The organism is Arenibacterium sp. CAU 1754, assembly GCF_054482635.1.
Genome location: NZ_JBTLRG010000001.1, coordinates 418581 through 442183, shown reverse-complemented (window position 1 = coordinate 442183; position 23603 = coordinate 418581). Strand labels below are relative to the sequence as shown.

At 61.7% G+C, this 23603-nt stretch carries 20 protein-coding genes; 6 read left to right on the top strand and 14 right to left on the bottom strand.

The features are described 5' to 3' along the window. Positions 1-117: 117 nt before the first annotated feature. Positions 118-2004, bottom strand: a complete 1887-nt coding sequence (locus tag ACXYMO_RS02175) for a M10 family metallopeptidase (protein ID WP_458877006.1) — start codon at positions 2002-2004, stop codon at positions 118-120. Positions 2005-2190: 186 nt separating this feature from the next. Then, positions 2191-3189: a porphobilinogen synthase gene (hemB, locus tag ACXYMO_RS02170; RefSeq protein WP_458877005.1), complete on the bottom strand. Its 999-nt coding sequence runs from the start codon at positions 3187-3189 to the stop codon at positions 2191-2193. Between the two features lie 118 nt (positions 3190-3307). Here hemB and ACXYMO_RS02165 point away from each other — a divergent pair, with 118 nt between their 5' ends. Both ACXYMO_RS02165 and mfd read left to right on the top strand, forming a co-directional pair. Further along, positions 3308-3829, top strand: a complete 522-nt coding sequence (locus ACXYMO_RS02165) for a component of SufBCD complex (RefSeq protein ID WP_458877004.1) — start codon at positions 3308-3310, stop codon at positions 3827-3829. Positions 3830-3860: 31 nt separating this feature from the next. Next, the gene (gene mfd / locus ACXYMO_RS02160) at positions 3861-7322 is read left to right on the top strand and encodes a transcription-repair coupling factor (RefSeq protein ID WP_458877003.1); all 3462 of its coding nucleotides are present in this window, start codon (positions 3861-3863) and stop codon (positions 7320-7322) included. Positions 7323-7412: 90 nt separating this feature from the next. Here mfd and ACXYMO_RS02155 read toward each other — a convergent pair whose 3' ends face one another. The 5 genes from ACXYMO_RS02155 to ACXYMO_RS02135 form a co-directional block, all read right to left on the bottom strand. Beyond that, the gene (locus ACXYMO_RS02155) at positions 7413-9095 is read right to left on the bottom strand and encodes a hypothetical protein (protein WP_458877002.1); all 1683 of its coding nucleotides are present in this window, start codon (positions 9093-9095) and stop codon (positions 7413-7415) included. A gap of 57 nt (positions 9096-9152) precedes the next feature. Further along, the gene (locus tag ACXYMO_RS02150; RefSeq protein WP_458877001.1) at positions 9153-10352 is read right to left on the bottom strand and encodes a multidrug effflux MFS transporter; all 1200 of its coding nucleotides are present in this window, start codon (positions 10350-10352) and stop codon (positions 9153-9155) included. A 69-nt stretch (positions 10353-10421) separates the two neighbouring features. Continuing rightward, positions 10422-10787: a potassium channel family protein gene (locus tag ACXYMO_RS02145; protein ID WP_458877000.1), complete on the bottom strand. Its 366-nt coding sequence runs from the start codon at positions 10785-10787 to the stop codon at positions 10422-10424. Beyond that, the gene (locus tag ACXYMO_RS02140; RefSeq protein ID WP_458876999.1) at positions 10784-11434 is read right to left on the bottom strand and encodes a DsbA family oxidoreductase; all 651 of its coding nucleotides are present in this window, start codon (positions 11432-11434) and stop codon (positions 10784-10786) included. The genes ACXYMO_RS02145 and ACXYMO_RS02140 overlap by 4 nt, the downstream gene beginning before the upstream one ends. Continuing rightward, entirely contained in the window at positions 11431-12948 is a 1518-nt protein-coding gene (locus ACXYMO_RS02135) for a class I adenylate-forming enzyme family protein (RefSeq protein ID WP_458876998.1), read from the bottom strand. The genes ACXYMO_RS02140 and ACXYMO_RS02135 overlap by 4 nt, the downstream gene beginning before the upstream one ends. Positions 12949-13013: 65 nt before the next feature. On the opposite strand from ACXYMO_RS02135, the gene ACXYMO_RS02130 reads away from it, so the two are divergent. Continuing rightward, positions 13014-13637, top strand: a complete 624-nt coding sequence (locus ACXYMO_RS02130) for a helix-turn-helix domain-containing protein (RefSeq protein ID WP_458876997.1) — start codon at positions 13014-13016, stop codon at positions 13635-13637. A 3-nt stretch (positions 13638-13640) separates the two neighbouring features. Here ACXYMO_RS02130 and ACXYMO_RS02125 read toward each other — a convergent pair whose 3' ends face one another. After that, the gene (locus tag ACXYMO_RS02125) at positions 13641-15359 is read right to left on the bottom strand and encodes an extracellular solute-binding protein (protein ID WP_458876996.1); all 1719 of its coding nucleotides are present in this window, start codon (positions 15357-15359) and stop codon (positions 13641-13643) included. 511 nt (positions 15360-15870) lie between these two features. On the opposite strand from ACXYMO_RS02125, the gene ACXYMO_RS02120 reads away from it, so the two are divergent. After that, positions 15871-16644, top strand: coding sequence for a 3-hydroxybutyrate dehydrogenase (locus ACXYMO_RS02120; RefSeq protein WP_458876995.1), 774 nt, complete (start codon positions 15871-15873; stop codon positions 16642-16644). Between the two features lie 8 nt (positions 16645-16652). On the opposite strand, the gene ACXYMO_RS02115 is transcribed toward ACXYMO_RS02120, so the two are convergent. Beyond that, entirely contained in the window at positions 16653-17219 is a 567-nt protein-coding gene (locus tag ACXYMO_RS02115) for a L,D-transpeptidase (RefSeq protein ID WP_458876994.1), read from the bottom strand. 170 nt (positions 17220-17389) lie between these two features. On the opposite strand from ACXYMO_RS02115, the gene ACXYMO_RS02110 reads away from it, so the two are divergent. Then, positions 17390-18421, top strand: a complete 1032-nt coding sequence (locus ACXYMO_RS02110) for a patatin-like phospholipase family protein (RefSeq protein WP_458876993.1) — start codon at positions 17390-17392, stop codon at positions 18419-18421. Here ACXYMO_RS02110 and ACXYMO_RS02105 read toward each other — a convergent pair. The 4 genes from ACXYMO_RS02105 to ACXYMO_RS02090 form a co-directional block, all read right to left on the bottom strand. Further along, positions 18414-19106: a DUF502 domain-containing protein gene (locus ACXYMO_RS02105; protein WP_458876991.1), complete on the bottom strand. Its 693-nt coding sequence runs from the start codon at positions 19104-19106 to the stop codon at positions 18414-18416. The genes ACXYMO_RS02110 and ACXYMO_RS02105 overlap by 8 nt on opposite strands. 77 nt (positions 19107-19183) lie before the next feature. Beyond that, positions 19184-20098 (bottom strand): pseudouridine-5'-phosphate glycosidase, encoded by a 915-nt coding sequence (locus tag ACXYMO_RS02100; RefSeq protein WP_458876990.1) that lies wholly within the window; start codon positions 20096-20098, stop codon positions 19184-19186. Further along, a complete protein-coding gene (locus tag ACXYMO_RS02095; protein ID WP_458876989.1) occupies positions 20095-20988 on the bottom strand; it encodes a PfkB family carbohydrate kinase in 894 nt (297 codons plus the stop codon). Before ACXYMO_RS02095 ends, ACXYMO_RS02100 begins: the two co-directional genes overlap by 4 nt. Before the next feature lie 45 nt (positions 20989-21033). Further along, positions 21034-21837: a DUF4198 domain-containing protein gene (locus ACXYMO_RS02090; protein WP_458876988.1), complete on the bottom strand. Its 804-nt coding sequence runs from the start codon at positions 21835-21837 to the stop codon at positions 21034-21036. On the opposite strand from ACXYMO_RS02090, the gene ACXYMO_RS02085 reads away from it, so the two are divergent. Beyond that, a complete protein-coding gene (locus ACXYMO_RS02085; RefSeq protein WP_458876987.1) occupies positions 21836-22984 on the top strand; it encodes a HupE/UreJ family protein in 1149 nt (382 codons plus the stop codon). The two genes, ACXYMO_RS02090 and ACXYMO_RS02085, sit on opposite strands and share 2 nt — an antisense overlap. Here the strand turns inward: ACXYMO_RS02085 and ACXYMO_RS02080 are convergent. After that, complete coding sequence (locus tag ACXYMO_RS02080) at positions 22981-23601, bottom strand: thiamine phosphate synthase (RefSeq protein ID WP_458876986.1); 621 nt, start codon at positions 23599-23601, stop codon at positions 22981-22983. The genes ACXYMO_RS02085 and ACXYMO_RS02080 overlap by 4 nt on opposite strands. Positions 23602-23603 lie beyond the last annotated feature (2 nt).

Here is a 23603-nt window from a genome sequence, read left to right as displayed (position 1 = left end):
CCTTGCCACTACATATACGCGGATTTTTGCGCTCTGTCACGCTTCCTGCCGGGTTTTTCGGCAGGTTCCCGCCTTCCTGAACGACTTTCGCGACCCAAGGTTGCGCCTGAAGACGCGTCACAACAGGAAATCGTCGAGGCTCAGGCCCGTCACGCCGATGACTTCCACTTCGAAATCCGCGTTCCCGTCGCCATCGACATCAACAAAGATCAGCGTGTCCTCGGACGTCTCTTGCGTGTATCCGCTGCACCCGGACCCGGCAAAGCCGTTTTCGATCCCAACCGTGAACTCGGTCGTGGACAGCCCAGCAAGGTCGATCAGGTCCATGCCCGCCTGGAAGTCGCGGATCTGATCCGCCCTGCCGTTGGCCAAGCTGTCATTGCTGCTCTCGAATCGGAAGACATCGCAATCGTCACCGCCAATCAGACGGTCAAACCCCAATCCGCCCGTCAGTATGTCGTCGCCATCGCCGCCGTTCAGAACGTCGTCGCCCTCATCTCCATAAAGGGTATCCTGGCCTTCTTTGCCGTTCAGAACGTCCCGGTCTTCACCGCCATGAAGAATGTCATGTCCGTCCCCCCCCGAAAGGATGTCGGATCCCGATCCACCGTTCAGAAGGTCATTCATCCGACCGCCTCTGATCCAGTCATTCCCGCTGCCGCCCGACAAGTCATCTTCGCCGTCCCCGCCGGTCAGGATGTCATCGTCGTCGCCACCGTTTAGCGTATCATCACCAAGACCGCCGGCCATGTTGTCTGAACCGGTCCCTCCGCTCATTACGTCCGATCCGCGCCCGCCAAAAAGCTCATCGTCATTCTTTCCACCGTCAAGGGTGTCATCCTCGCTACCGCCAAACAACATGTCACTGCCGGCCCCACCGCGCAGGTCGTCATTGCCCTTTCGTCCGTAAAGATGATCATTGCCCTGTCTGCCGTGCAGGTCGTCATCGCCGCTCAGACCATCCAGCATGTTGCCCACGGCGTTACCCTTGAGTAAGTCGCCTCCCGTTCCGCCCACGGCGTTTTCGATCATCGAGCGATAATCGTCCTCATAGAGCAGGGCATTGTAGATATTGCCGCTGGCCATCTGGCCATTGCCCAGGGATGCCTGTTGCAGGTCGCTGAACAGCGAAAACTGTCCCGGTTTCAGATCGACAGTGACCCCGTTGGAATACGCGCTCAGATCATAGGTATCCTCACCGTCTCCGTCCCATATGGTCGCGAAAATGCGGTTGTCGCCCGGAGTAATCGCGGCAACGCCATCGATAAAGGTTTCGCCGGTATCCGGCGACCAGGAATAAACGGTATCGCCCGAATTGCTCGAAAAATCAGCGCCGTACAGATACTGGAACGCCGCGATGTCGAGCATCATGTATGTCTGGGCATAGCCCCAGGTCTCGTTCGAAAAGGAACTGGTCCCGGCATTCACGTAGGACCGATAGGTCATTACCGTGTATTCCATCGCGTCATAGGCAGCGGGCAGGGCGCCATAGATCCCGTCTTCATGGGCGTGCTTTAACCCCAGCGAATGGCCCAGTTCATGCAGAATGGTGTAATTGGCATAATTTCCAGCCTGAGGCGCGCTGAAATCCTGGGCCTGAGTGGTCAGCCACACATCGCCCCCCGTCTGGCCCGAAGACGGATAATAGGACCACGCCGTGTCAAGGCCATAAGGATCCAGCGTCGTTTGGGCGACCCGCACATGGGCCAGCATGTCGGTGACAAACTCAAAATCCAGTTCGGTGAAACCCTCGACCGAAAAACCGGCGTCGGCGGCAGGTCCCTCGGTCTCGCTCAGGGCAAAATGCACTGTATCCTGAGCCAGGGCAGTGACCGGGAAAAATCTTACGTCTTCGTTTGCACCATAGCTGCCGTACTCCAGATTCGAGGTTGGAAACGCATAGGTGATCGTGCTGTCGTTCCAGCCTTTTTCATGGAGAATTCCGTCAATCGCCGGATCACCGCTTGGCAGCACGAAGAAGGTGGAATGCCCAGTTCCGCTCATTCAAATACCTCAATACATTAATAAAATCGCAAATTAACACGCGAAAACGGCCATGGTTTGACCGACTGCTTATCTGGAATATAGCCAAAGAGTGAGCGTTAATGAATAATTAATCTTTGTGTGTTAACCGCGCGCGTTGCCGAGCAACAACAATGCCGCCCGACACCCGTTTGAGGTACTCCGGGATCAGCCGTTCAACAGGCGCGCAACCGCTGGCGCGAAATATGTCAGGATGCCGTCGCAACCTGCGCGTTTAAAGGACATCAGGCTTTCCAGCATGATCTTTTCGCCATCAATCCACCCGTTCTGGGCGGCGGCCTGGATCATCGCGTATTCACCGCTAACCTGATAGGCAAAAGTGGGCGCCCCAAAGGTGTCCTTCACCCGCTGGCAGATATCCAGATAAGGCATGCCGGGTTTGATCATGACCATATCCGCGCCTTCGCGCAGATCACGCTCGACAAGGCGCAGCGCCTCGTTCGAATTGGCCGGATCCATCTGATAGGTTTTCTTGTCACCGGTCAGCGCGCCGGACGCCCCCACGGCATCCCGGAAGGGGCCGTAAAAGGCGCTGGCGTATTTGGCAGCATAGCTCAGGATCATCACGTTCTGGTGCCCTTCGGCCTCCAGCGCGGCGCGCATCGCGCCGATGCGCCCATCCATCATGTCGCTTGGCCCGATGATATCGGCGCCCGCCTTGGCCTGCGCCAGCGTCATCTTGACCAGCGCCTCGACCGTGGCGTCATTGACGATTTCGCCATCCACCACATACCCGTCATGGCCGTTGATGTTGTAAGGGTCCAGCGCCACGTCGGTCATCACCGCAATCTCGGGCACCGCATCCTTGATCGCGCGGATGGCCCGGTTGCTGAGGTTGTCCGGGTTCCAGGCCTCGGCGCAATCCTCGGTCTTGAGACTGGCATCGGTATAGGGAAAAATGCAGATCGCCGGGATGCCAAGATCGGCCGCTTCGCGCGCGGCGCCGGCAATCCTGTCCACGCTGCGCCGCATGACACCGGGCATGGACGGTACCGGTTCCTCGATATCGGCGCCGTCGCGCACAAAGACCGGCCAGATCAGATCGCCGACCGATAGGTAATTTTCCTGTACCAGCGATCGGATCGCCGGGGACTGGCGCGCACGGCGCAGGCGGGCCAAAGGAAAGGGCGCAACTGTCGGTTTCATACCACGGTCTCCTTGCACATTTTCACATTGGGTGGCATGGAAAGCCGATACTCACAAGGGCGCTCTTTGACCCGTCAGGGTGAAACCGCAAGCCGACTAAAGAAAAGGGCAGCTGAATTTGGATTGGTACACCTCGATTTTCGAGCTGATCGACATGCGGTCCTTCTCAAACCTGTGGTTCTGGATTGCGCTGGCCGTGTTCTGGTCATCGGCCAGCCATTGGGTTCTTGGTGTCCCGTTTGACATGGTTCTGCGGGCCCGGCGCAACCACGGTCAGGCCGAAACAGACCTCCAGGACATCACCCGCGTCAACGTCAATCGGATGCTCTATATCGCGCGGATGTCGGGGCTGTGGATCATGGCCTTTACCTGTTTCATCCTGACCATGCTGGCGACGCTGGGCTTCGTCTACAAAGTCGAATTCGCGCAAGCGCTGTTCCTACTGGGCTTTCCGATGTCGATCGTTGGCCTTCTCAGCCTGCGCACCGCTTACAAGATCGAAACCGAAGACACCCAGGGCGAGGCTTTGTGCAAACGGCTGGCGCGCCACAGGGTTGTCACCCAGCTGATCGGCACCCTCTCCATTTTCATCACCGCCCTCTGGGGCATGTGGCAGAACCTCAACATCGGCGTACTCTGACGCCGCTTCACCAAAAACCGACCAGGCATTCATGACCGCAGCGGAACATATCACAGTCGGCGGCGCCCCCGAGGGGTACGATGCACGCCTGATCCTGGATGAGATCACCCGCACCGGCAAACCGGTGATCCATGTCGCGCGCGATGACAAACGCCTGGTTGCCACCCAATCGGCGCTGGCCTTCTTTGCGCCTGAGATGCCGGTTCTGACCTTTCCCGGTTGGGATTGCCTGCCGTATGACCGGGTGTCGCCAAACGCCGACATTTCGGCTGCCCGCATGGCCACGCTGGCCGCGCTGGTACATCAGGTGCCGTCGGAATTCGTGCTTTTGACAACGCTGAACGCCGCAACCCAGCGGGTTCCGGCCCGTGAGGTTCTGCGCGAGGCCGCGTTCACCGCCCGCGTCGGGGACCGCATCGACGAAAGCGCCTTGCGCACCTTTCTTGTTCGAATGGGCTTTTCCCAAAGTCCTACGGTGATGGAGCCGGGCGATTACGCCGTCCGCGGCGGCATCATCGACATCTTTCCGCCGGGCGAGGGCGGTCCGGTCCGCCTCGACCTTTTCGGCGATGTGCTTGACGGGGCGCGCCGGTTTGACCCGGCGACCCAGCGCACCACCGAAAAGCTTGACCTGATCGAACTGGCCCCGGTGTCCGAAGTGATCCTGGACGAGGCCGCGATCACCCGCTTTCGCCAGAATTACCGGATCGAATTCGGGGCGGCCGGCACCGACGATCCGCTCTATGAGGCCGTCAGCGCCGGGCGCAAACATCGGGGGATCGAACACTGGTTGCCGTTTTTCCACGAAAAACTGGAAACCCTGTTCGATTATCTGCCCGGTGCCACCGTCACGCTGGACGATCAGACCACGCCGACACGTCTGGCGCGGTGGAACAGTATTGCCGATCAGTACGAAACCCGCAAAATCGCGATGGCGCAGAAATCGCGCATCGACAGTGTCTATAAACCCACGCCCCCGGACCTGCTGTATCTGGACGACGCCGCATGGCACGGCGCGACCGACCCGCTGCGCAACCTGCAATTTCACCCGTTGCCGCAAGCCTCCGGTCCCGGCGTCATCGACGCGGGCGGGCGCATCGGGCGCAACTTTGCCCCCGAACGCCAGCAGGAGGCCATCAGCCTGTTCGGGGCCCTTGCCGATCACATCACGGCGCGACTTGATAAAGGGCCGGTTGTCGTGGCCTCCTATTCCGAAGGGGCGCGCGAGCGCCTGTCCGGCCTGATCGAGGACGAAGGCCTGGGCGAGGCGATCCCGATCCCCAATGCCACCCGTATGGGAAAACGCGGTCTGCATCTTGCCGTCTGGGCGCTGGAACACGGATTTCAGACCGACAGCCTGACGGTGATTTCGGAACAGGACGTTCTGGGCGACCGGCTGATCCGCGCGCCCAAGAAACGACGCAAGGCGGAAAACTTTCTGACCGAGGCGCAATCGCTGTCGCCCGGCGATCTGGTCGTGCATGTGGATCACGGGATCGGGCGTTATCACGGGCTTGAGGTGATCACCGCCGCCGGGGCCGCGCATGAATGCCTGCTGCTGGAATATGCCGAAAACGCGCGGCTGTACCTGCCGGTCGAAAACATCGAACTGCTGTCGAAATACGGCCACGAAGAGGGGCTGCTTGACCGACTGGGCGGCGGCGCATGGCAGGCGAAAAAGGCCAAGCTGAAAGAACGCATTCGCGAAATGGCCGACCGGCTGATCCGCGTTGCCGCCGAACGCGCCCTGCGCAAGGCCCCGGTTCTGGAACCCGATCACCACGCGTGGGAGGCCTTTTCGGCCCGCTTCCCCTATGAGGAAACCGACGACCAGCTGCGCGCCATTTCGGACGTGGTGGCCGACATGACATCCGGCGCGCCGATGGACCGGCTGATCTGCGGCGACGTGGGATTCGGCAAGACCGAGGTGGCGATGCGCGCCGCCTTTATCGCCGCCATGTCGGGCGTTCAGGTGGCCATCATCGCGCCCACCACATTGTTGGCCCGCCAGCACTATGCCAGCTTTGCCGAACGGTTCCGGGGCTTTCCCGTCGCCGTTCGCCAACTGAGCCGGTTCGTGTCGGCCAAGGATGCGCAATTGACCCGCGATGGCATGGCCAAGGGCACCGTCGATATCGTGATCGGCACCCATGCGTTGCTGGCCAAGGGGGTCAAGTTCAAGAACCTCGGCCTGTTGATCATCGACGAGGAACAGCATTTCGGCGTGTCGCACAAGGAGCGCCTGAAACAGATGCGCACCGACATTCACGTGCTAACCCTGACCGCCACCCCGATTCCGCGCACCTTGCAACTGTCGCTGTCGGGCGTGCGCGATCTGTCGATCATCGGCACCCCGCCGGTCGACCGCCTTGCCATCCGCACCTATGTCAGCGAATTTGACGCGGTCACCGTCCGCGAGGCGCTATTGCGCGAACATTATCGCGGCGGGCAGAGCTTTTACGTGGTGCCGCGCATCACCGATCTGCCGGAGATTGAAACCTTCCTGCGTGAACAGGTGCCGGAAATCACCTTCGTCGTGGCCCATGGTCAAATGGCGGCGGGTGAGCTTGATGACCGGATGAACGCCTTTTACGACGGCAAATATGACGTGCTGCTGGCCACGACCATCGTTGAATCCGGGCTCGATATCCCGACGGCCAACACGATGATCGTGCATCGGGCCGACATGTTCGGTCTGGCCCAGCTCTATCAGATCCGGGGCCGCGTGGGGCGCAGCAAGACCCGCGCCTATGCCTATCTGACCACAAAACCGCGCGCGAAACTGACCGCCACGGCGGAAAAACGTCTGCGCGTGCTGGGCAGCCTCGACACCCTTGGCGCCGGATTCACGCTGGCCAGCCAGGATCTCGACATTCGCGGGGCAGGGAACCTGCTGGGAGAGGAACAGTCGGGCCAGATGCGCGATGTGGGCTATGAACTTTATCAATCCATGCTGGAAGAGGCGATCGCCAAAATCCGCGCCGGCGAGATGGAAGGCCTGTCAGAAGCCGACGATCAATGGGCGCCCCAGATCAACCTGGGCGTCGCCGTATTGATTCCCGAAGAGTACGTGCCCGATCTGGACGTGCGCCTTGGGCTGTATCGCCGGTTGTCCTCCCTCACCAGCAAGGTCGAACTCGAAGGGTTTGCCGCCGAACTGATCGACCGGTTCGGCAAGCTCCCGCGCGAGGTGAACACATTGCTGCTGGTCGTGCGGATCAAGGCGATGTGCAAACGCGCCGGCATTGCCAAGCTTGACGGCGGGCCCAAGGGCGCGACGATCCAGTTCCACAATGACAAATTTGCCTCGCCCGAGGGGCTGGTCCAATTCATCCAGGATCAGCGCGGCATGGCCAAGGTCAAGGACAACAAGATCGTCGTGCGCCGCGACTGGCGCAGCGAGGCCGACAAGATCAAGGGCGCCTTTGCCATTGCCCGCGATCTGGCCGAAAAAGTGGTCGCAGAAAAGAAGAAGAAAAAGGCCAAGGCCTGAATTAGGGCGTAATTGGCCATATTTCTGGGGACAATTGGGTTTTGAGTTGCTCTTTGTTCCGGATTTGGAAACCAAATGTGGCCTTCGGCCTCAGCGGGCCGCCGCCCGCATCGCCGCCTGCGCACAGAAACAGGAGGCACCCACGGCCGCATCCGCCCGTGCCAGCGCCAGGTCCAGCCGCTGTTTGATCTGGTGGATTTCAACGTCCTCGCCGCGCGCCTTCAGGCAATCATGTAACCCCTTGAGGCTCCAGACGTTGTCGGGGTGCACCGTCGCGCGGCTCAGCTGTCCTCCCAGTCCCAGATCCTCGCGGTACACGGTCTCGGCCTCGTCCACGCGGCCCTGTTCGAACAGCAGCGCCCCCAGCGCATGGCGCGTGGGCTGCATCCAGCCCCAGGGTTCGTCATAGGGCAGCGTGTCTTCCAGGTGAGCCGAGCGGCGCAGATGGTCAAAGGCGACCTCGAAATTACCCTTGCGGTATTCGATCTCTCCGCGCAGCATTTCTGAAGCGATTTCTAGAAGATCGTCCACCTTGTTATTGTGCAGTAAGCGTTCCTCGGGCACCCGTCCACGGGCCTTCAGAAACACCTTTTCCTCGGCCTCGGCCTCGGCGACGCGGCCCAGGGCCGCAAAGGCCAGCGCCCGGGCGTAATGCACCGTTGCCGTCAGCGTACGATAGAGATCGGCGTCATCGGGGGGGCGCATCGCGATCAGATCATCCCACTTGCCGAACCGGATCAGAACATGCGGTTCCATCGCCATGTAGCTTTCGAAATAGTCTGCCATTGGCGGGCTCGAGATGCGCAACATGTCCTCGGGGACGGTGTCGGCCATGCCGCGCACGGCGGCCAGTGCCGGTTCCATCTGCCCGAGGAACAACGCGCCGTAGATCACGAAATGATAATTGTGCTGGCGATACCCGGTATAGAAATTGAACGCGCCTTCGCGCCGATAATATTTCAGGTCCGCCTCGATTGCGCGTTCATTCCAGTGCACCACGTTGTGATAATGACCGCAGAGCACGTCGAGATGGGTTGGCATATGCACCAGATGCCCGGCGTCCGGGACCAGCGTGCGCAGAACATCCGCCGCTTTCAACGCCTTTTCTGGAAAGGGCGACATTTCCATCAGATGCACGTAAAGGTGCAGCAACCCGGGGTGCTTCATCGCCCCGGACTGATGGTTCAGCGCCTCTTCCAGAACGCTCTGCGCCTCTTGGGTCGCGGCGCCTTCGGCCGGACGGCCCGTGCGCAGTTCCCACATCTGCCAGGGTGTCAGGTCCATCAGGGATTCAACAAAAAGCGCGCGCAGATCAAGGCTCTCGGGATAGCGTTCGAACGCCGTGCGCATCGCGTCGGCAAAATCCCGGTCCCAGCCTTTCATCACCTCATCGCTGGCGGGCTCGGCCTGTGGGTACCGCGCCTGCAAGGCTTCGATCAGGGACCGTTCAACCGGCGTGACACCGCGAATGCATTCCACCGCCCGCTGCAGGGCATCAAAGGCGTCACCCAGCGCCTTGGCCCGGCCGCGATCATCATAGAGGTCCCAGGGCATGTTGTAATTGGGGCCCAGGGCATAGGCCACGCCCCAATAGGCCATGGCGCAATTGCGGTCGTGCTCCAAAGCGCGCTCGAAACAGGCGACGGCCTCTTCGTGGTTGAACCCGTAAAGCCAGTTCAGACCGCGATCGAACCAGACCTGCGCCCGGGCGGAGGTGGTCGTGATCTTCCACGTGTGCGTGCCCAGATCATAATAGGATCTGTAGTCGTCCATCCCGGTCGTGTCCCCTCACATCAGGTGCACCGCAGCTTAGACGGATGCGTCCCGGGGTCAAACAGGCAGTCGCTCTTCGATCCGGCCCATATGCACCATCAGCGCGTACCCCACCACGGACATGGCAAGGATACCGCCCGTCAACGGCAGGGGCGAGCCGTCAAACAGCAGCCCCACGGGGGCGGCAATCACCGCGGCCAGAACCGTCGCGACCGATCCGATCACCGAGGCCGCCATGCCCGCGATATGGCCCATCGGTTCCATCGCGATCGCGTTGAGATTGCCAATCGTCGTTCCGGCCATGAAGAACACGCAGCATTGCCAGACGACGAACGGGCCGAACCCGGCGCTGTCCAGCACGCCCAGAAAGGTCATCCCCCCCGACAGCGCGATCTGCGCTGCCAGCGACCACGTCACCATGCGCCGCATGCCAACCCGTACGACAAGCGCCGCGTTCAACAGGCTGGCGCTGCCGGCGACCAGGGCGACGCCGGCAAACCAGACCGGAAATTCGTCCGCGCGGTCGTACACGATGTCATAGACGGGTTGGACCATGATCAGCATCGTGAACAGCATGCCCATGCACAGGGTCTGGACCAGAATGGACAGGCGCACGGTGGGATCGGCGAACATGTCCCGCACCCCGTCCAACATCGTCGCGAACCTCAGCGGGCGCCGGGCGCTGACCGGCAACGGTTCGGGCAGGCGCAGCATCAGCCAACCGACCGACACCAGCGAGAACAGAATGAAGGCCAGGAAAATGCCGCGCCAGCCAAGGAGTGCGATCACGCCGGCCCCCATCAACGGGGCAAAGGCGGGAAAGATAGTGAAGATCATCATCGCGATCGACATCATGCGCGCCATTTCCCGCCCCGAATACATGTCGCGCATGATGGCCACGGACACGATGCGCGGCGCTGCGGCGCCCAGCCCCTGAACCACCCGCGCGGCCAGAACGATTTCCAGCGAATTGCTGGCCCAGGCCAGGACCGAGGCCGCGATATAGACCGCCGATCCGGCGATGATCACAGGTTTACGCCCGAACCTGTCCGACAGGGGACCGACAAAAAACGTGCCAATTCCGATCCCGGCCACAAAGGAGGTGAGGATCAGCTGCGCACGGTTGGGCGCATCGGGGCTCAGTTCGGCGCCGATCTCGGGCAGGGCCGGCAACATGGAATCGATCGAAAAGGCGATGGTGGCGAACATCATCGCCATCAATGCGATGAATTCAGCCTTGTGCAGTCTGGGCATCATGGAAATCCTTGGATGTCCGCGCCCTACCATAGCTCTCAACGTGATGCCAGAGGACCTGGCCCGGAGAACTCAGGCCTCCTCGCGGGGGCGGTCATCCTCATTAGCGGCATCCATCTGATCGGCGCCCTTCTTGTTGCCCAGCCGTCCGATCAGCCATTCGGTATGCTCTTCGCGCTTTTGCATGTGATAGAGCGCAAATTGCTGGATCGCGACAGCGAAAATTCCCAGACCGACAAAGATGAACGCCGTTGTCCCGATCTTGCCCAGGGCGGTGGCAGGCACCAGCGATCCATATCCAACGGTCGAGATCGTCACCACGGTGAAGAAATAGGAATCCAGCCAGCTCCACCCTTCGACCAGACGGAAAAAGACCGTCCCGCCGAAGACGATGCCCATCAGGCTGATGATGACGGTATGTGCCTTGAATTGCCTCACGCCCCGACCTGCTCCTGCAGTTCGGCGATGACCTTTTTCCACAATTCGGGCGGCTGCGCGCCGGGCACTGCATGTTTGCCCGCCACGATGAATGTCGGGACCGAGGTTACCCCCATCTCGCGGGCCTTTTTGTCGCGCGCGATGATATCGTCGCGGTCCGCATCCGATCCCAGCAGGCGCAGCACGACCGACGCATCCATACCGACGCCATCGGCGATGTCACCCAGAACCTCGTGATCGCCGATATCGCGCGCCTCGACGAAATAGGCGTGGAACAGGGCATCCACCACGTCATACTGTTTGCGTTCAATCCCGGCCCAATGGATCAGGCGATGCGCATCCAGCGTGTTGGGGGTGCGTTCCATCGCCTCGAAATTGATCTGCAAACCCAGGGCCGCCGCATGTTCGACCACCGGGGCATAGGCCTTGACCGCGCCCTCCTTGCCGCCGAATTTGGCCTCAAGATAGGCACGTCGGTCCATGCCACCTGCGGGCATGTCCGGATTCAGCTGAAACGGGTGCCACTGGATGACAAACGGGTGCGACGGCACCTCGGCCAGCGCCTTGTCCAGCTGCGTTTTGCCGATGTAGCACCACGGGCAGATCGGATCCGACAGGATGTCCAGAGATACGGTTTTCTCGGTCATGGGCGTTGCTCTCCAAAATAAGCTCTCAGCGCACGCCGAAGCAGTTTACCATTTGCACCTGTCGGCAAGGCGGGCAGATGCACAAAGGCGCGCGGTTGTTTATAGCGCGCCAGCCTTTTATCCACATAAGACGTCAGTTCCACATCGTCCAGTTTTGCAGGCCCGGTGTAAAAGGCCACAATGATGCGGGCATCGGCCTTGATTTCGACATCTGCGGCCCCGACCATCTCGATCCCCGGGTGATCGCTCAGCGCCGCCTCGACCTCAAGAGGCGAAACGCGATATCCGCCGGCGTTCATCATGTCGTCGTTGCGTCCGAGATAGGTGATCTGCCCATCTACCGCCATGGCACCTTGGTCGCCTGTGACGAACCAGTCGCCCTGCATCCGCGCCTCGGTTTCTTCGGGCGCGTTGAGATAGCCCAGCATCAGCCCCGGATCGCTGCGGTGCACGGCAATCGTGCCTTCCTCACCCTGCGGCACAGGGCCATCGGCGCCCAGAATGGCGATCTTGCGGCCCTTCTGCGGGGCCCCCAGCGCATCGCCCCGCGCCGGATTGGCCGGGCTGGAGGAAATGAACGTCGAACATTCCGACATCCCGTATGCTTCATAGAGTTCCGTGCCGCTTGCCGCGCGCCAAGCCCCGTGCAGATCGCGGGACAATTTTTCGCCCGCACACAGCCCGTGGCGCAGTTTCGGCAATTCCAGTACACCGTGATGCTGCAGGACTTTGCGATAAACCCCCGGGGCTGCGGCGAAAATCGTGGCGCTGCGCGCCCTGAGCAGCGCTGGCAATTCGGCCGGATCGGTGCCCGGCTCCGGGATCAGCGCCGTCGCCCCCATGGTCCAGGGATCCATCAACCCGGTGCCCAGCGTATAAGTCCAGTTGAACGCCCCCGCGTGCAACAGCCGGTCATCCTCGCGCAGCCCATACCAGCCGTCGAACATCATCTGGCGCGCCCAGATGGCGCGATGGGCGTGGCCCACGGCCCGCGGTTTGCCCGAGGTGCCAGAGGTATAGACCACATAGGCCAGCCGGTCAGGATCGCCTAGGTCATAGGCGCAGGGCGGCAAATCGCGCATGGCGCGCAGCTCTTCCAGACCGATCTGGCGATCATGCGGCGCGCACTCCACGCCCGGATCCCGCAGCACGGCGGCGGGGGACAGATCGTCGATCATGGTTTGGGTTTCCCGCTCGGTCAGCTGCGAGGATGTCGGCACCGGGACAATCCCGGCAGCAATCGCCCCAAGGTACGCAATCGGGAAATCAACCGTGTTCCCCAGCCGCATCAGGACCGTTTCGCCCGGCTTGATACCCGCCTCAAGCAATCCGGTCCCGGTGCCGCGCACCGCCGCGGCCAGCGCCCCATAGGTCCAGTCCTCGGGCGCCCCGAGGATCAGCACGGAAAGAGCCGTTTTATCGGCCAACGCGTCGGCCCGTCCCAACACATGGGCGGCCAGATTAAACGGGGCGGGGCAGGGCGGCGGCGGGCCCTGATCAAAAATCGACAACATGGCCCGTTGGCTAGCCTGACGGGACAGACGTTGCAAGCAGGTCGGGCGACGCTTATAGGTTTCGCATGACAACGCGCGACCCCAAAAACCTGATCCGGATCGCCCATAATTCGGGTGTCGAATCCGAACTTGAACCGCTCGATTTGGGCGCCCGCGTGCGCGAACTGCGTAAGGAACGTGACTGGACGCTGGAACAGGCCGCCAACAAGGCAGGATTGGCGCGCTCAACCCTGTCCAAGATCGAAAACGGTCAGATGTCGCCCACCTATGACGCGCTGAAAAAGCTGGCCACAGGCTTGCAGATTTCAGTGCCTCAGCTGTTCACCCAGCCCCAGCGCGATCAGGTCAACGGCCGCATGGCCGTGACCCGCGCCGATGACGGCGCACCGCTGGCCACGGCGACCTATGAACACACGCTTTTGGGCGAAACCCTGACCAAGAAACAGATGCTGCCTTATCGTGCGCGCGTGCGCGCCCGCTCGATGGAGGAATTCGACGGCTGGGTGCGCCACGACGGCGAAGAGTTTCTCTATGTGCTGACCGGGGTGGTGAAGCTTTTTACCGAATTCTACGAACCCGTGGAAATGCGCCGGGGCGACAGCGCCTATTACGACGCGGCCATGGGGCATAACGTGATTTCGATCAGCGAAGAGGATGCAACGATCCTCTGGGTCACATCGCTCAACTGACGGTCAGTCGCCGCTCTCATACCACCAGACATCCGGCAAGAACCCCAAACGGTCACCATACATCGGCGTGGCTTGCGGAAACTTCAGTTCTTTGAGATGCGCGATGCGGTCCACGTCATACTGCCACAGCGGAATGACATATCGCCCGGTGATCAGAACCCGGTCCAGCGCACGAGTCGCGGCAATGAAATCTTCGCGCGTTTTCGACTCCAACATGGCGTCGATCATCGCATCCGCCGCGGGCGACGCCATCCCCATCAGGTTGCGGGTGCCGGGGACACCGACACCGCCGCTGCCCCAGTACAGTCGCTGTTCATTTCCCGGTGACAGGGACAGATCGCGCCGGAAACTGGTCATGTCGAAATCCTGCTCGGCCTCGCGCGCGGCATATTGGGCATTGTCCACCCGGTCGACGCGGACCTCGATCCCCAACCGCTCAAGCGCGCGGGTGTACATCTCGATGATGCTCTGGCTGTCCTTGTCCCCCTGGCGCAGAACCACTGTCAGAACGAAGGGCTGGCCATCGCCGTTGCGCAGGACACCGTCAACCACGCTCCATCCGGCATCGGCAAGCAACCCTGCGGCCCGGCGCAGGTTCTTGCGGTTGCGCGCGGTGCCATCCGAAACCGGCAGGGCATAGCCATCGAGCGCGCCTGGCAGCAGCTGATCCGCAAACGGTTCCAGCAGGGCGCGCACCTGGCCCGTTGCCGGGCCGGGCTGCATGCCCAGGAACGAATTATCGAAATACGAGGCAATGCGCGGTTGCGCGCCCCCCGTCAGCGTGTCGTTCACATATTCAAAGTTGAACGCCAGCAACATCGCCTCGCGCACGCGCCAATCCTGAAACAGGGCACGGCGGCTGTTCATCACGAACCCGGTCATGCCCGTGGGGCGCTGGTGCTCGACCTCGGACTTGATCACATCGCCGCGCGTCACGGCGGGAAAATCATACTGGGTATCCCACTTGTCGGCGTTGTTTTCACGCATCGCGGTCAGAAGACCCGCCTTGAACGCCTCGAACAGGACAGTTCCGTCGGCAAAGAACTCTACCCGCATTTCATCGAAATTGTTGGTGCCCCGGCGCAGCGGCAGATCCTTGGCCCAATAGTCCGGGTTGCGCCGGAATACGACATGGCGTCCGGCCTCGAAATCATCCACGACATAAGGGCCGGTGCCGATGGGCGCCGCGTCCAGCCCGGAACTGGCAAAATCCTTGCCGTCCCATTGCGCTTTTTTCAGGATCGGACGCAGCCCGGCAATAAGGGCCAGTTCCCGGTCATTGCCGACAAAATCCAACCGCACGCTGCGCGGCCCGGTGGCGCGTATGTCGCTGACCTTGCTCCAGAACCCGCGATAGCGCAGGTGACCCTCGGTGCCCAGGGTCTCGTAAGACCAGAGCACATCCTCGATCGTGACCGGGCTGCCGTCGGAAAACCGCGCCTCGGGGCGCAGGGTGAATTCCACCCAGGACCGGTCCGGCGCCGTCTCGACCGATTCGGCCAAAAGACCGTAAAGCGTGAAAGGTTCGTCCCAGGAACGCCCCATCAGGGACTCGTATCCCCAGAACCGCATCTGCCAGGGAACGGTGCCTTTGGTGACGAATGGATTGAGGGAATCAAACCCCCCGGTGTTGCCGAACACGATGCGCCCGCCCTTGGGGGCGTCGGGGTTGGCGTAGGGCAGGGACACAAAATCCGGTGGCAGGGCCGGGTCGCCATACATAGCTATGCCATGGCGTGATTCCGCAGCCGCGAAATCGGCACAAAAAACAGCCGCGAATCCGGCTATCAGCGCGCAAGCGCGTTGGAAAAATACTGAACCCACTTTGGCAACAATCCCGCTCTGGCCTTTTATTCTTGGCGATCACGCTAACGAGGGATTCACGTCTTTTCAAACTTTTAGCTTGGATGCCTGACAGGAATTGCTTATAAAGGGATCACTGCTCGATAGGTTTCTTGCCTGTATGAAACCTGCCTCAATAACTTTACGCCCGCCTTGCGCGGGCGTTTTTTTTTGCGCCGCACCTGCGCAGTAGCATGACACGCCGTCCAGAGACGACCGCCAAATCCGGTCTGCGCGGGTATCGTCAAAAGGTCGCAGGGCGGCGCGGGTCAGATAACGGAACTCATACCGGTGTCGGGCGTTCACAATCCGGGAGGCAGCCCGATTTCCCGTTTTCTTTGCAGGTGCAGCATGTCAGGTTGCCCGCAGATCAATCAACACGAGGTGCACCATGTCCGTATCAGGAAAAACCGCCATCATCACCGGATCGAATTCAGGCATCGGCCTGGGGGTCGCCTGGGAACTGGCCCGCGCCGGGGCGGATGTGGTTCTGAACTCGTTCACGGACAATGCCGAAGACCACGACCTTGCCGCCGAAATCGCCAAGGAAACCGGTGTGACCGCCCGCTACATCCAGGCTGACATGTCCAAGGGCGACGACTGCCGCGCCCTGATCGAAAAGGCCGGCAAATGCGACATCCTCGTCAACAACGCCGGGATCCAGCATGTTGCCCCGATCGACGAATTTCCGGTCGAAAAATGGGACGCGATCATCGCCATCAACCTGAACTCGGCCTTTCACACCACCGCCGCCGCGCTGCCGGTCATGCGCAAGGCCGGTTGGGGCAGGGTGGTCAACATCGCCTCGGCCCATGGTCTGACGGCGTCGCCCTATAAATCGGCCTATGTCGCGGCCAAGCACGGAATCGTCGGCATGACCAAGACCGTCGCCCTGGAAACCGCGCAGGAACCGATCACTGCCAACGCCATCTGCCCGGGCTACGTTCTGACGCCCCTGGTCGAGGCGCAAATCCCCGACACTATGGAAAAATACGACATGAGCCGCGAAGACGTGATCAAGAAGGTCATGCTCGAACGTCAGCCCTCAAAGGAGTTCGCCACTGTCGAGCAACTGGGCGGCACGGTCGTTTTCCTGTGTTCCGAGGCCGCGGCCCAGATCACCGGAACCACGATCAGTGTCGATGGCGGCTGGACTGCCCTGTAAGGCGCGGATCAGAGAATGCGCACCTGCGTGCCAACCGGTGTGATTTCGAACAGTTCGGCGATCAGGTGATTGTAGAGCCCAATACACCCGTCCGAGGACCGGCGCCCGATCTTGCGCGTATCGTGCGTGCCGTGGATCAGATAGGCGGGCCAGCCCAGGTACATCGCATGGGTGCCCAGCGGGTTGCCCGGACCGGGGGGCATGTATTTCAGGTCGGGATTACGCTCGACCATCGACGGGGTCGGGGTCCAGTCGGGGCCGACCTTTTTGCGCACGATCTTGGTATAGCCACGTTTGGTCAGCTCATCGCTGATCGGGACCGAGGTCGGATAAATCCGGTAGTCGCTGCCATCCGCGTTCCAGTAGTGCAGGGCGCGCGATGTCGTGTCGGCCACGATCGTGCCTTTGCCCAGATCGTCGAAATGATCGCGCCAGTCTTGTGCCACAAAGGACGAAATGTTGTGGCGCACGCCGTCGGGGCGTTCCGCCTCGGCCGCCAGAACAGATGCGGCGGGAAGAACCGCAAGCTGCGCGGCGGTCAGTGTCAGAATACGGCGGCGGGTCAGGTTTTGCATCGATCGGCCTCTGTCTGGGTTCGTTTTTTCGAACGCTTATCAGACTCGGTTCCGTTGGAAAGTAACATATCCGAGATTTGGCATGTAACCCGACGACAGCAGCACCATATTGCCCAAAACTGCGGCAGAAATTCACGGCCGCCCATCCAAACCACAGAACAGGAGCCGGCATGCCCGTGAAACGGATCAATCTGGCACTTCAGGGCGGGGGCGCGCATGGCGCCTTTACCTGGGGTGTGCTCGACCGCATCCTCGAAGACGACGAGATCGAAATCTCAGCCATGTCCGGCACCTCGGCCGGGGCGCTGAACGGGGCCGCGCTCAAGGCCGGGATGATTACTGGCGGGCGCCAGGGCGCGCGCGACAATCTCGACTGGCTCTGGGCGCGGATCGGGGCCTCCGACGGGATGGGTCTCAGCGGCTGGATGGTCGGGATCGACCCGGCGCATGTGGCGCGCAGCATCGAATATTCGCCGGGGTTCGCCTGGGCCGACGCCTGGGCGCGGCTGATCTCGCCCTACAGCTATGGGCCGTTTTACACCAACCCGCTGCGCCGGGTGGTCGAAGAGTTCGATTTCGACAAGGTCTGCGCCCATGACGGACCCGAGCTTTTCATCTGTGCCACCCGCGTGCGCACCGGCAAGATCCGGGTATTTTCGGGCGAGGAAATCAGTACCGATGCCATTCTCGCTTCGGCCTGTCTGCCGACGCTGTTCAAGGCGGTTGAAATAGACGATCCGGTGACCGGACGGCGCGAACCCTATTGGGACGGCGGGTACACCGGCAACCCGGCGCTGTTTCCGCTGTTCGCGCCGGAATTGCCTGACGATATCGTGATCATCAACATCAACCCGCTGGAACGCGACGCCGTTCCGATCACCGCCCAGCAAATTCAGAACCGGATCAACGAAATCAGCTTCAATTCATCTCTGTTTCGCGAATTGCGGGCCATCGCCTTTGTGCAACGCCTGCTTGAGACCGGGAAAATGGAACAGGGCCAGATGAAACAAGTGCTGGTCCACATGATCGCCGATGACGTGTTGATGAACGATCTATCCGTCGCCACCAAGATGGTGCCGAATGCCATTGTCCTGAACCGTCTGAAAGAGGCCGGGCGCGCCGCGGCGCATCAGTTCCTGAGCGACCACAAATCAGATCTGAACCAGAACAGCACCGTCGATCTGGAAGCGACCTTCAGCTAGAGGCCGCTTCTTCGGGTGGCTGCGTCGGGTCCTTACCGTTGGGATAGACAAGCCCGGCGGAAATCACCAGCTTGGCTGCTTCCTCGACGCTCATATCAAGTTCGATGATGTCTTCGGCCGGAAAGAACAGCAAAAACCCCGAGGTCGGGTTCGGCGTGGTCGGGACGAACACGCTCATCAATCGGCCGCCGGTTTCGGCCCGCTTGGACACTTCGCCCTTGGCGGTGGTCGAGACAAAGCCGATGGCCCAGATGCCTTTGCGCGGATACTGGATCAGACAGGCCTTCTCAAAAGACCGTTCGGATTGTGCGAACACCGTCTCGGAAATCTGCTTGATCCCGGAATAGACCGACCGCACGACCGGCATACGGTTGACCAGGCTTTCGCCATAGCGGATCAGCGACCGGCCGATCAGCCCCTTGGCGACCCAGCCGACCAGGATGGTGAAGACCAGAAAGATGATCACACCCACGCCACGCAGGTTGATCCCGATGTATTTCTCGGGGCGGAAGGTGCTGGGCACGAACGGCAGCACGACGCCGTCGATCCAGCCGATAACGGTCCAGATCAACCAGATGGTCAGGCCCACGGGCGCGATGACCACAAGCCCCGTCAGAAACGAGGCCCGCAGCCCTGCAAAACGTCCCGAGCGCCGGTTCGGCTCTTCCTCGAATGGGGTGTTCATCACAATTCCGTCAATTCCGAAAACAAGTTAGGCACTTTGTTCCCCCCCTACAATGGTATTGGCTGATTGCAAGACACTCATTGCGCCAAATTGGTCAATGCATGGGCGATGCGCGCCGCCAGCCGGGCATTGTTGCGCACCAGCGCGATATTCGCGGTCAGGGACCGGCCCCCGGTTTCCTCGAAAATCCGCTGCAACAGGTATGGCGTCACCGCCTTGCCGGTGATCCGGTGCTTGTCCGCATCCTTCTGGGCGGCCTCAATGATCGGGGCGAGGGTCGCCGCCGGGATTTCATCCCCGGACGGGATCGGGTTGGCGACCAGTTGCCCGCCGGGAATGTTCATTTGCCCGCGCAGGTGGTGCGCGCGCGCTATGTCGCCGGGGCTGTCCATGCGCAGCGGAGCCTTGAAGCCGGACCCGGCCGACCAGAAGGCCGGGATATCGTCCTGACCAAAGGCAATGACCGGCACGCCCAGCGTTTCCAGAACTTCAAGCGTCTTGGCGATGTCCAGAATGGCCTTGGCCCCGGCGGCGACCACCGTCACCGGCGTCTGCGCCAGTTCCTGCAGGTCTGCAGAAATGTCGAAACTCTGCTCGGCGCCGCGATGCACCCCGCCAATCCCGCCGGTGGCAAAAACGCCGATGCCGGCAAGTCGGGCGGCGATCATCGTGGCCGCGACCGTGGTGGCCCCGGTTCCGCCCGTGGCGATACAGGCCGCCAGATCCGCCCGCGACAGTTTCGCGACATTGCGCGACTGGCCCAACTGTTCCAGTTGCTCCGTCTCAAGGCCGACGTGCAATTGACCCTCAAGAACCGCAATCGTGGCAGGCACGGCACCCGCCGCGCGAATATCGTCCTCGACCTGGGCGGCCACCTGCACGTTCTGCGGATGCGGCATCCCATGGGTGATAATCGTGCTTTCCAGCGCGACAATGGGCTGGCCACTGGCGCGAGCGTCGGCGACTTCGCCGGAAAAGGTCAAGTCAATCACAAAGCTGTCTCCCCGGACACATAACGCGCGGCGGCACCCAGCGCGCGGCCCAAGGCATCAACGCGCCCCGCGCCATCAAGTTCCGCCGCAATATGCGCGGCCATGAACGTGTCGCCCGCCCCGGTCACCCGCGTGACCAGAACCTGTGGCGGTTCCTGCGTGACGATCCCGTCTGCGCTGGCCTCGGTCGCCGCGCGCCCACCATCCGTCACCAGTGCCCGCTGCGCGCCCCGAGACACAAGCGCCTGACCCGCCTCGGCGGTGTCCGCAAACTCGGCCTGGCACAACAGCCCGGCCTCTTCGAGGTTCACATAGAGCGTTGCGCGCCCATGCGTGAGAAACGGCAGCAACCGCGTCGCTTTGCCGGGCGAGGCTGGCGCGACCCGCAGGTCGGCCCGCGCAAAGGCCGGGCTTTGGGCGATGGTTTCCAACAGGGGTTGGGTCAGGTTTCCGTCCAGCGCCACACACCCGGTAAACGGTGCATCCGGCGTTCCCAACGGGCCCTGTGTCAGGGGGCGCAGGATTTTGTCGCCCGCCGCCTCAAGCGAATGGGCATCGGCAATTGCAGCAATCAGCCCGTTGGCCCCTTCGACGGCCATGTAGCGGTCGGTTGGCAGGTCCTGCGACCGATAGATGTGATCGGTGTCCAGCCCCAGGTGCAGGCAGGCATGCACCAGTTCATCGCCTTCGGCATCGCGGCCCACCGCGCTCAGCAATGTCGGGCGAAGCCCGAACCGGGCCAGCGTCACTGCAATGTTCATCGCCACACCGCCGGGCAGGCGCGTGATCCGCCCCGGCACGTCAGATCCCTGCCGCATATGGCTGGCCGATCGCCCGATCACGTCCCACAAGACGCTGCCGACACACAGGATTTCTGAACGTTCACTCATGGATCGACTTGTGCCGACAATCCCGCCCCGGCGCAAGCGGCGCCGCTAGCCAGGCACTGAAAACGTCATCGCCGCCCACAGGGTTTCCCACACCTCGGGCGCCTCCGCGGGGGCAGGGCGCAGCACCACTGCATCCAGCAGATAATCGTGCCCCGCCATCACCGGAACGCGGACCCGACCGTTTGCATCCGTGCGCAAGAGCGTGATCGCCACAGTGCCATCGGGGGCCCGGTCAAAGACTTCGACCTGCGCATCGCCGCGCAAGTCATCCTGATAATAGAGATCGAACACGGCCCCATCGCCCAGATCGTCGGTGTAGGGGTTGGTCACGGCGACGAATTCGGTCTCCATCCCGGTCACCGCATCCGCGCCTTGACCGTCCCCAACGGCCACCAGCGCCTTGGCAAAGCGGCGATAGGTTTCCGTAAAGCCGGTGTCGGGCAGGCCGCGCGCCTTGTGCCGCGCCTCGATATCGGGAAAATCCTTGTGTTCGGCAAAGGCGACGAATTTTTCCCACTTGGTGTATTTCAGGGTCGAGGGCGAGGTTTCATGCACGATCACCACAAGGCCCGTATCGCCCGCCGTGCCCTGCAAGGCCGGGATATCGCCCATCCGTCCCTCGACCGGGCGCGTCTGCCCGCCGATCACAAGGTCAAATCGCGCTGTGCGTTTATCGAAATAGGCCAGGGCAGATCCGCGAAATTCCTGCCCGTTACGCAGGTCCGCGACCAAAGGCGCGGCGCTTTCAACTTGAAATTCAACAGGTTCGATCCAAAACTCATGGGAGGCCACGGAACCCGCGGCCAAAATCGATGCCGCCAGAGCGGCCAGAAAGGAACGGGGCAACATGATCGGCAAACCTTTCAGCGTGATTTTCGTAAAGCTGGTCTTTATCGCGTTCCTGTCAACCCTTGGCGTTCTGACCGCATCGCCTCAGGTCCGCGCGCATGAGGTTACCCCGACGATTGGTGATCTGAAGGTTGAAAATGACCTTCTGACGCTTGATCTGCGGCTCAACATCGAATCCTTTGTTGCCGGGATTGACCTGGATGGTATGACCGACACCAACGCGTCGGACAAATCCGACCGCTACGATGCCCTTCGCGCAATGGCGCCCAAGGACCTGATTCCGCTGGGGCGGGATTTTGCGCACCGCTGGCTGCCCGAGCTGATCGTCGATGTCGGCGGACAAGTGGCGCTGGAGGTTCGGGAGTTGACCATTCCCCCCGTTGGCGATGCCGACCTTCCCCGCGCAAGCCATCTGGTTCTGGTGGGTCAGGTGCCGCCGGGGACCCCGTTGCTCACCCTGACCTGGCCCGATGGCGCGGGCGATCTGGTGCTGCGTCAACAGGGCGTCGATGACCCCTATACCGGCTATATCGAAGGCGGCAGCACCAGCGAGCCGATCACATTGGCCGGCGGCGGTGCACAGACCGGCTGGCAGGCGTTTGGCAGCTATATTCCCGTCGGGTTTGACCACATCCTTCCCAAGGGGCTAGATCACATCCTGTTCGTTCTGGGCCTGTTTTTCCTCAGCACACACCTGCGCCCGCTGCTCTGGCAAGTCAGCGCCTTTACGCTCGCCCATACCATCACCCTTGCCCTTGGGGCGCTGGGGTGGGTTTCGGTTCCGGCCAGCATCGTCGAGCCGCTGATTGCCGCCTCGATCACCTATGTCGCGGTGGAAAACATCCTGACCAGCACGTTGCACCGCTGGCGCCCGGTGGTGATATTCGGCTTTGGCCTGCTGCACGGTCTGGGGTTTGCCAGCGTGCTGGGCGAATTCGGCCTACCACAGGATCAGTTCATCCCGGCGCTGCTGGGGTTCAACGTCGGCGTGGAAATCGGCCAGCTGACCGTGATCGCGCTGGCCTTTCTGGCTGTCGGCCTGTGTTTTCGCAGCAAACCCTGGTACCGCCGCGCCATCGCGGTTCCGGCCTCGGTCGTGATTGCGCTGATCGGCGGTTATTGGTTCGTGGAACGGGTGTTCCTTTAACCCATCGCCGCGATCATGTCGTTCAGCGTGGCCAGCGGGTCTTCGGTCTCCCAGATTTCGGTCCCGATGCCGAAAAAGTCGGTAAAGGGCGCGATCGCGCGGATATCCTCAAGGCTGAGTGCGCCCTCGGCGACGACCGGAACCTCAATCATTTCCGACCACCACTGAAACAGCTCCGGTTCGGCCCGGCTGCCATCGTTCAACACGCTTTCTCCGACAGGGCCAAAGCTGACGTAATCGGCGCCGGCTTCGCCCGCGCTGATCCCGTCATGACGCGAGGTGCCGCAGAAACTGCCCACGATCGCATCCGGTCCCAATGTCTTGCGCGCAGAGCGGACCGAGCGCGCCGCATCACTCAGGTGCACCCCATCCAACCCCAAACGCTGTGCCAGCAACACGTGATCCGTCAGCACCAGCGCCACATCGCGCGCATGGGCCACCTCGCGCAGGGCATCACCCGCGCGCGACAGGTCATCCTCGTCCTGGCTGACCAGCGCCATGCGGACACAGGCAATCTCGGCCCCGTCCAGAATGCGGGCCAATTGATCGGGAAAGCGGCTCAGCTCAAAGCTGGGCGGCGTGATCAGGTAAATCTGGGGCTGCTCGGGGCTGGTCATTT

Bases quoted from the DNA above. Each gene is read 5' to 3' on its own strand.
- ACXYMO_RS02175 (WP_458877006.1), bottom strand. From the start codon at position 2,004: ATGAGCGGAACTGGGCATTCCACCTTCTTCGTGCTGCCAAGCGGTGAT.
- hemB (WP_458877005.1), bottom strand. From the start codon at position 3,189: ATGAAACCGACAGTTGCGCCCTTTCCTTTGGCCCGCCTGCGCCGTGCG.
- mfd (WP_458877003.1), top strand. From the start codon at position 3,861: ATGACCGCAGCGGAACATATCACAGTCGGCGGCGCCCCCGAGGGGTAC.
- ACXYMO_RS02155 (WP_458877002.1), bottom strand. From the start codon at position 9,095: ATGGACGACTACAGATCCTATTATGATCTGGGCACGCACACGTGGAAG.
- ACXYMO_RS02150 (WP_458877001.1), bottom strand. From the start codon at position 10,352: ATGATGCCCAGACTGCACAAGGCTGAATTCATCGCATTGATGGCGATG.
- ACXYMO_RS02140 (WP_458876999.1), bottom strand. From the start codon at position 11,434: ATGACCGAGAAAACCGTATCTCTGGACATCCTGTCGGATCCGATCTGC.
- ACXYMO_RS02135 (WP_458876998.1), bottom strand. From the start codon at position 12,948: ATGTTGTCGATTTTTGATCAGGGCCCGCCGCCGCCCTGCCCCGCCCCG.
- ACXYMO_RS02130 (WP_458876997.1), top strand. From the start codon at position 13,014: ATGACAACGCGCGACCCCAAAAACCTGATCCGGATCGCCCATAATTCG.
- ACXYMO_RS02125 (WP_458876996.1), bottom strand. From the start codon at position 15,359: ATGTATGGCGACCCGGCCCTGCCACCGGATTTTGTGTCCCTGCCCTAC.
- ACXYMO_RS02120 (WP_458876995.1), top strand. From the start codon at position 15,871: ATGTCCGTATCAGGAAAAACCGCCATCATCACCGGATCGAATTCAGGC.
- ACXYMO_RS02115 (WP_458876994.1), bottom strand. From the start codon at position 17,219: ATGCAAAACCTGACCCGCCGCCGTATTCTGACACTGACCGCCGCGCAG.
- ACXYMO_RS02110 (WP_458876993.1), top strand. From the start codon at position 17,390: ATGCCCGTGAAACGGATCAATCTGGCACTTCAGGGCGGGGGCGCGCAT.
- ACXYMO_RS02105 (WP_458876991.1), bottom strand. From the start codon at position 19,106: ATGAACACCCCATTCGAGGAAGAGCCGAACCGGCGCTCGGGACGTTTT.
- ACXYMO_RS02095 (WP_458876989.1), bottom strand. From the start codon at position 20,988: ATGAGTGAACGTTCAGAAATCCTGTGTGTCGGCAGCGTCTTGTGGGAC.
- ACXYMO_RS02085 (WP_458876987.1), top strand. From the start codon at position 21,836: ATGATCGGCAAACCTTTCAGCGTGATTTTCGTAAAGCTGGTCTTTATC.
- ACXYMO_RS02090 (WP_458876988.1), bottom strand. From the start codon at position 21,837: ATGTTGCCCCGTTCCTTTCTGGCCGCTCTGGCGGCATCGATTTTGGCC.
- ACXYMO_RS02080 (WP_458876986.1), bottom strand. From the start codon at position 23,601: ATGACCAGCCCCGAGCAGCCCCAGATTTACCTGATCACGCCGCCCAGC.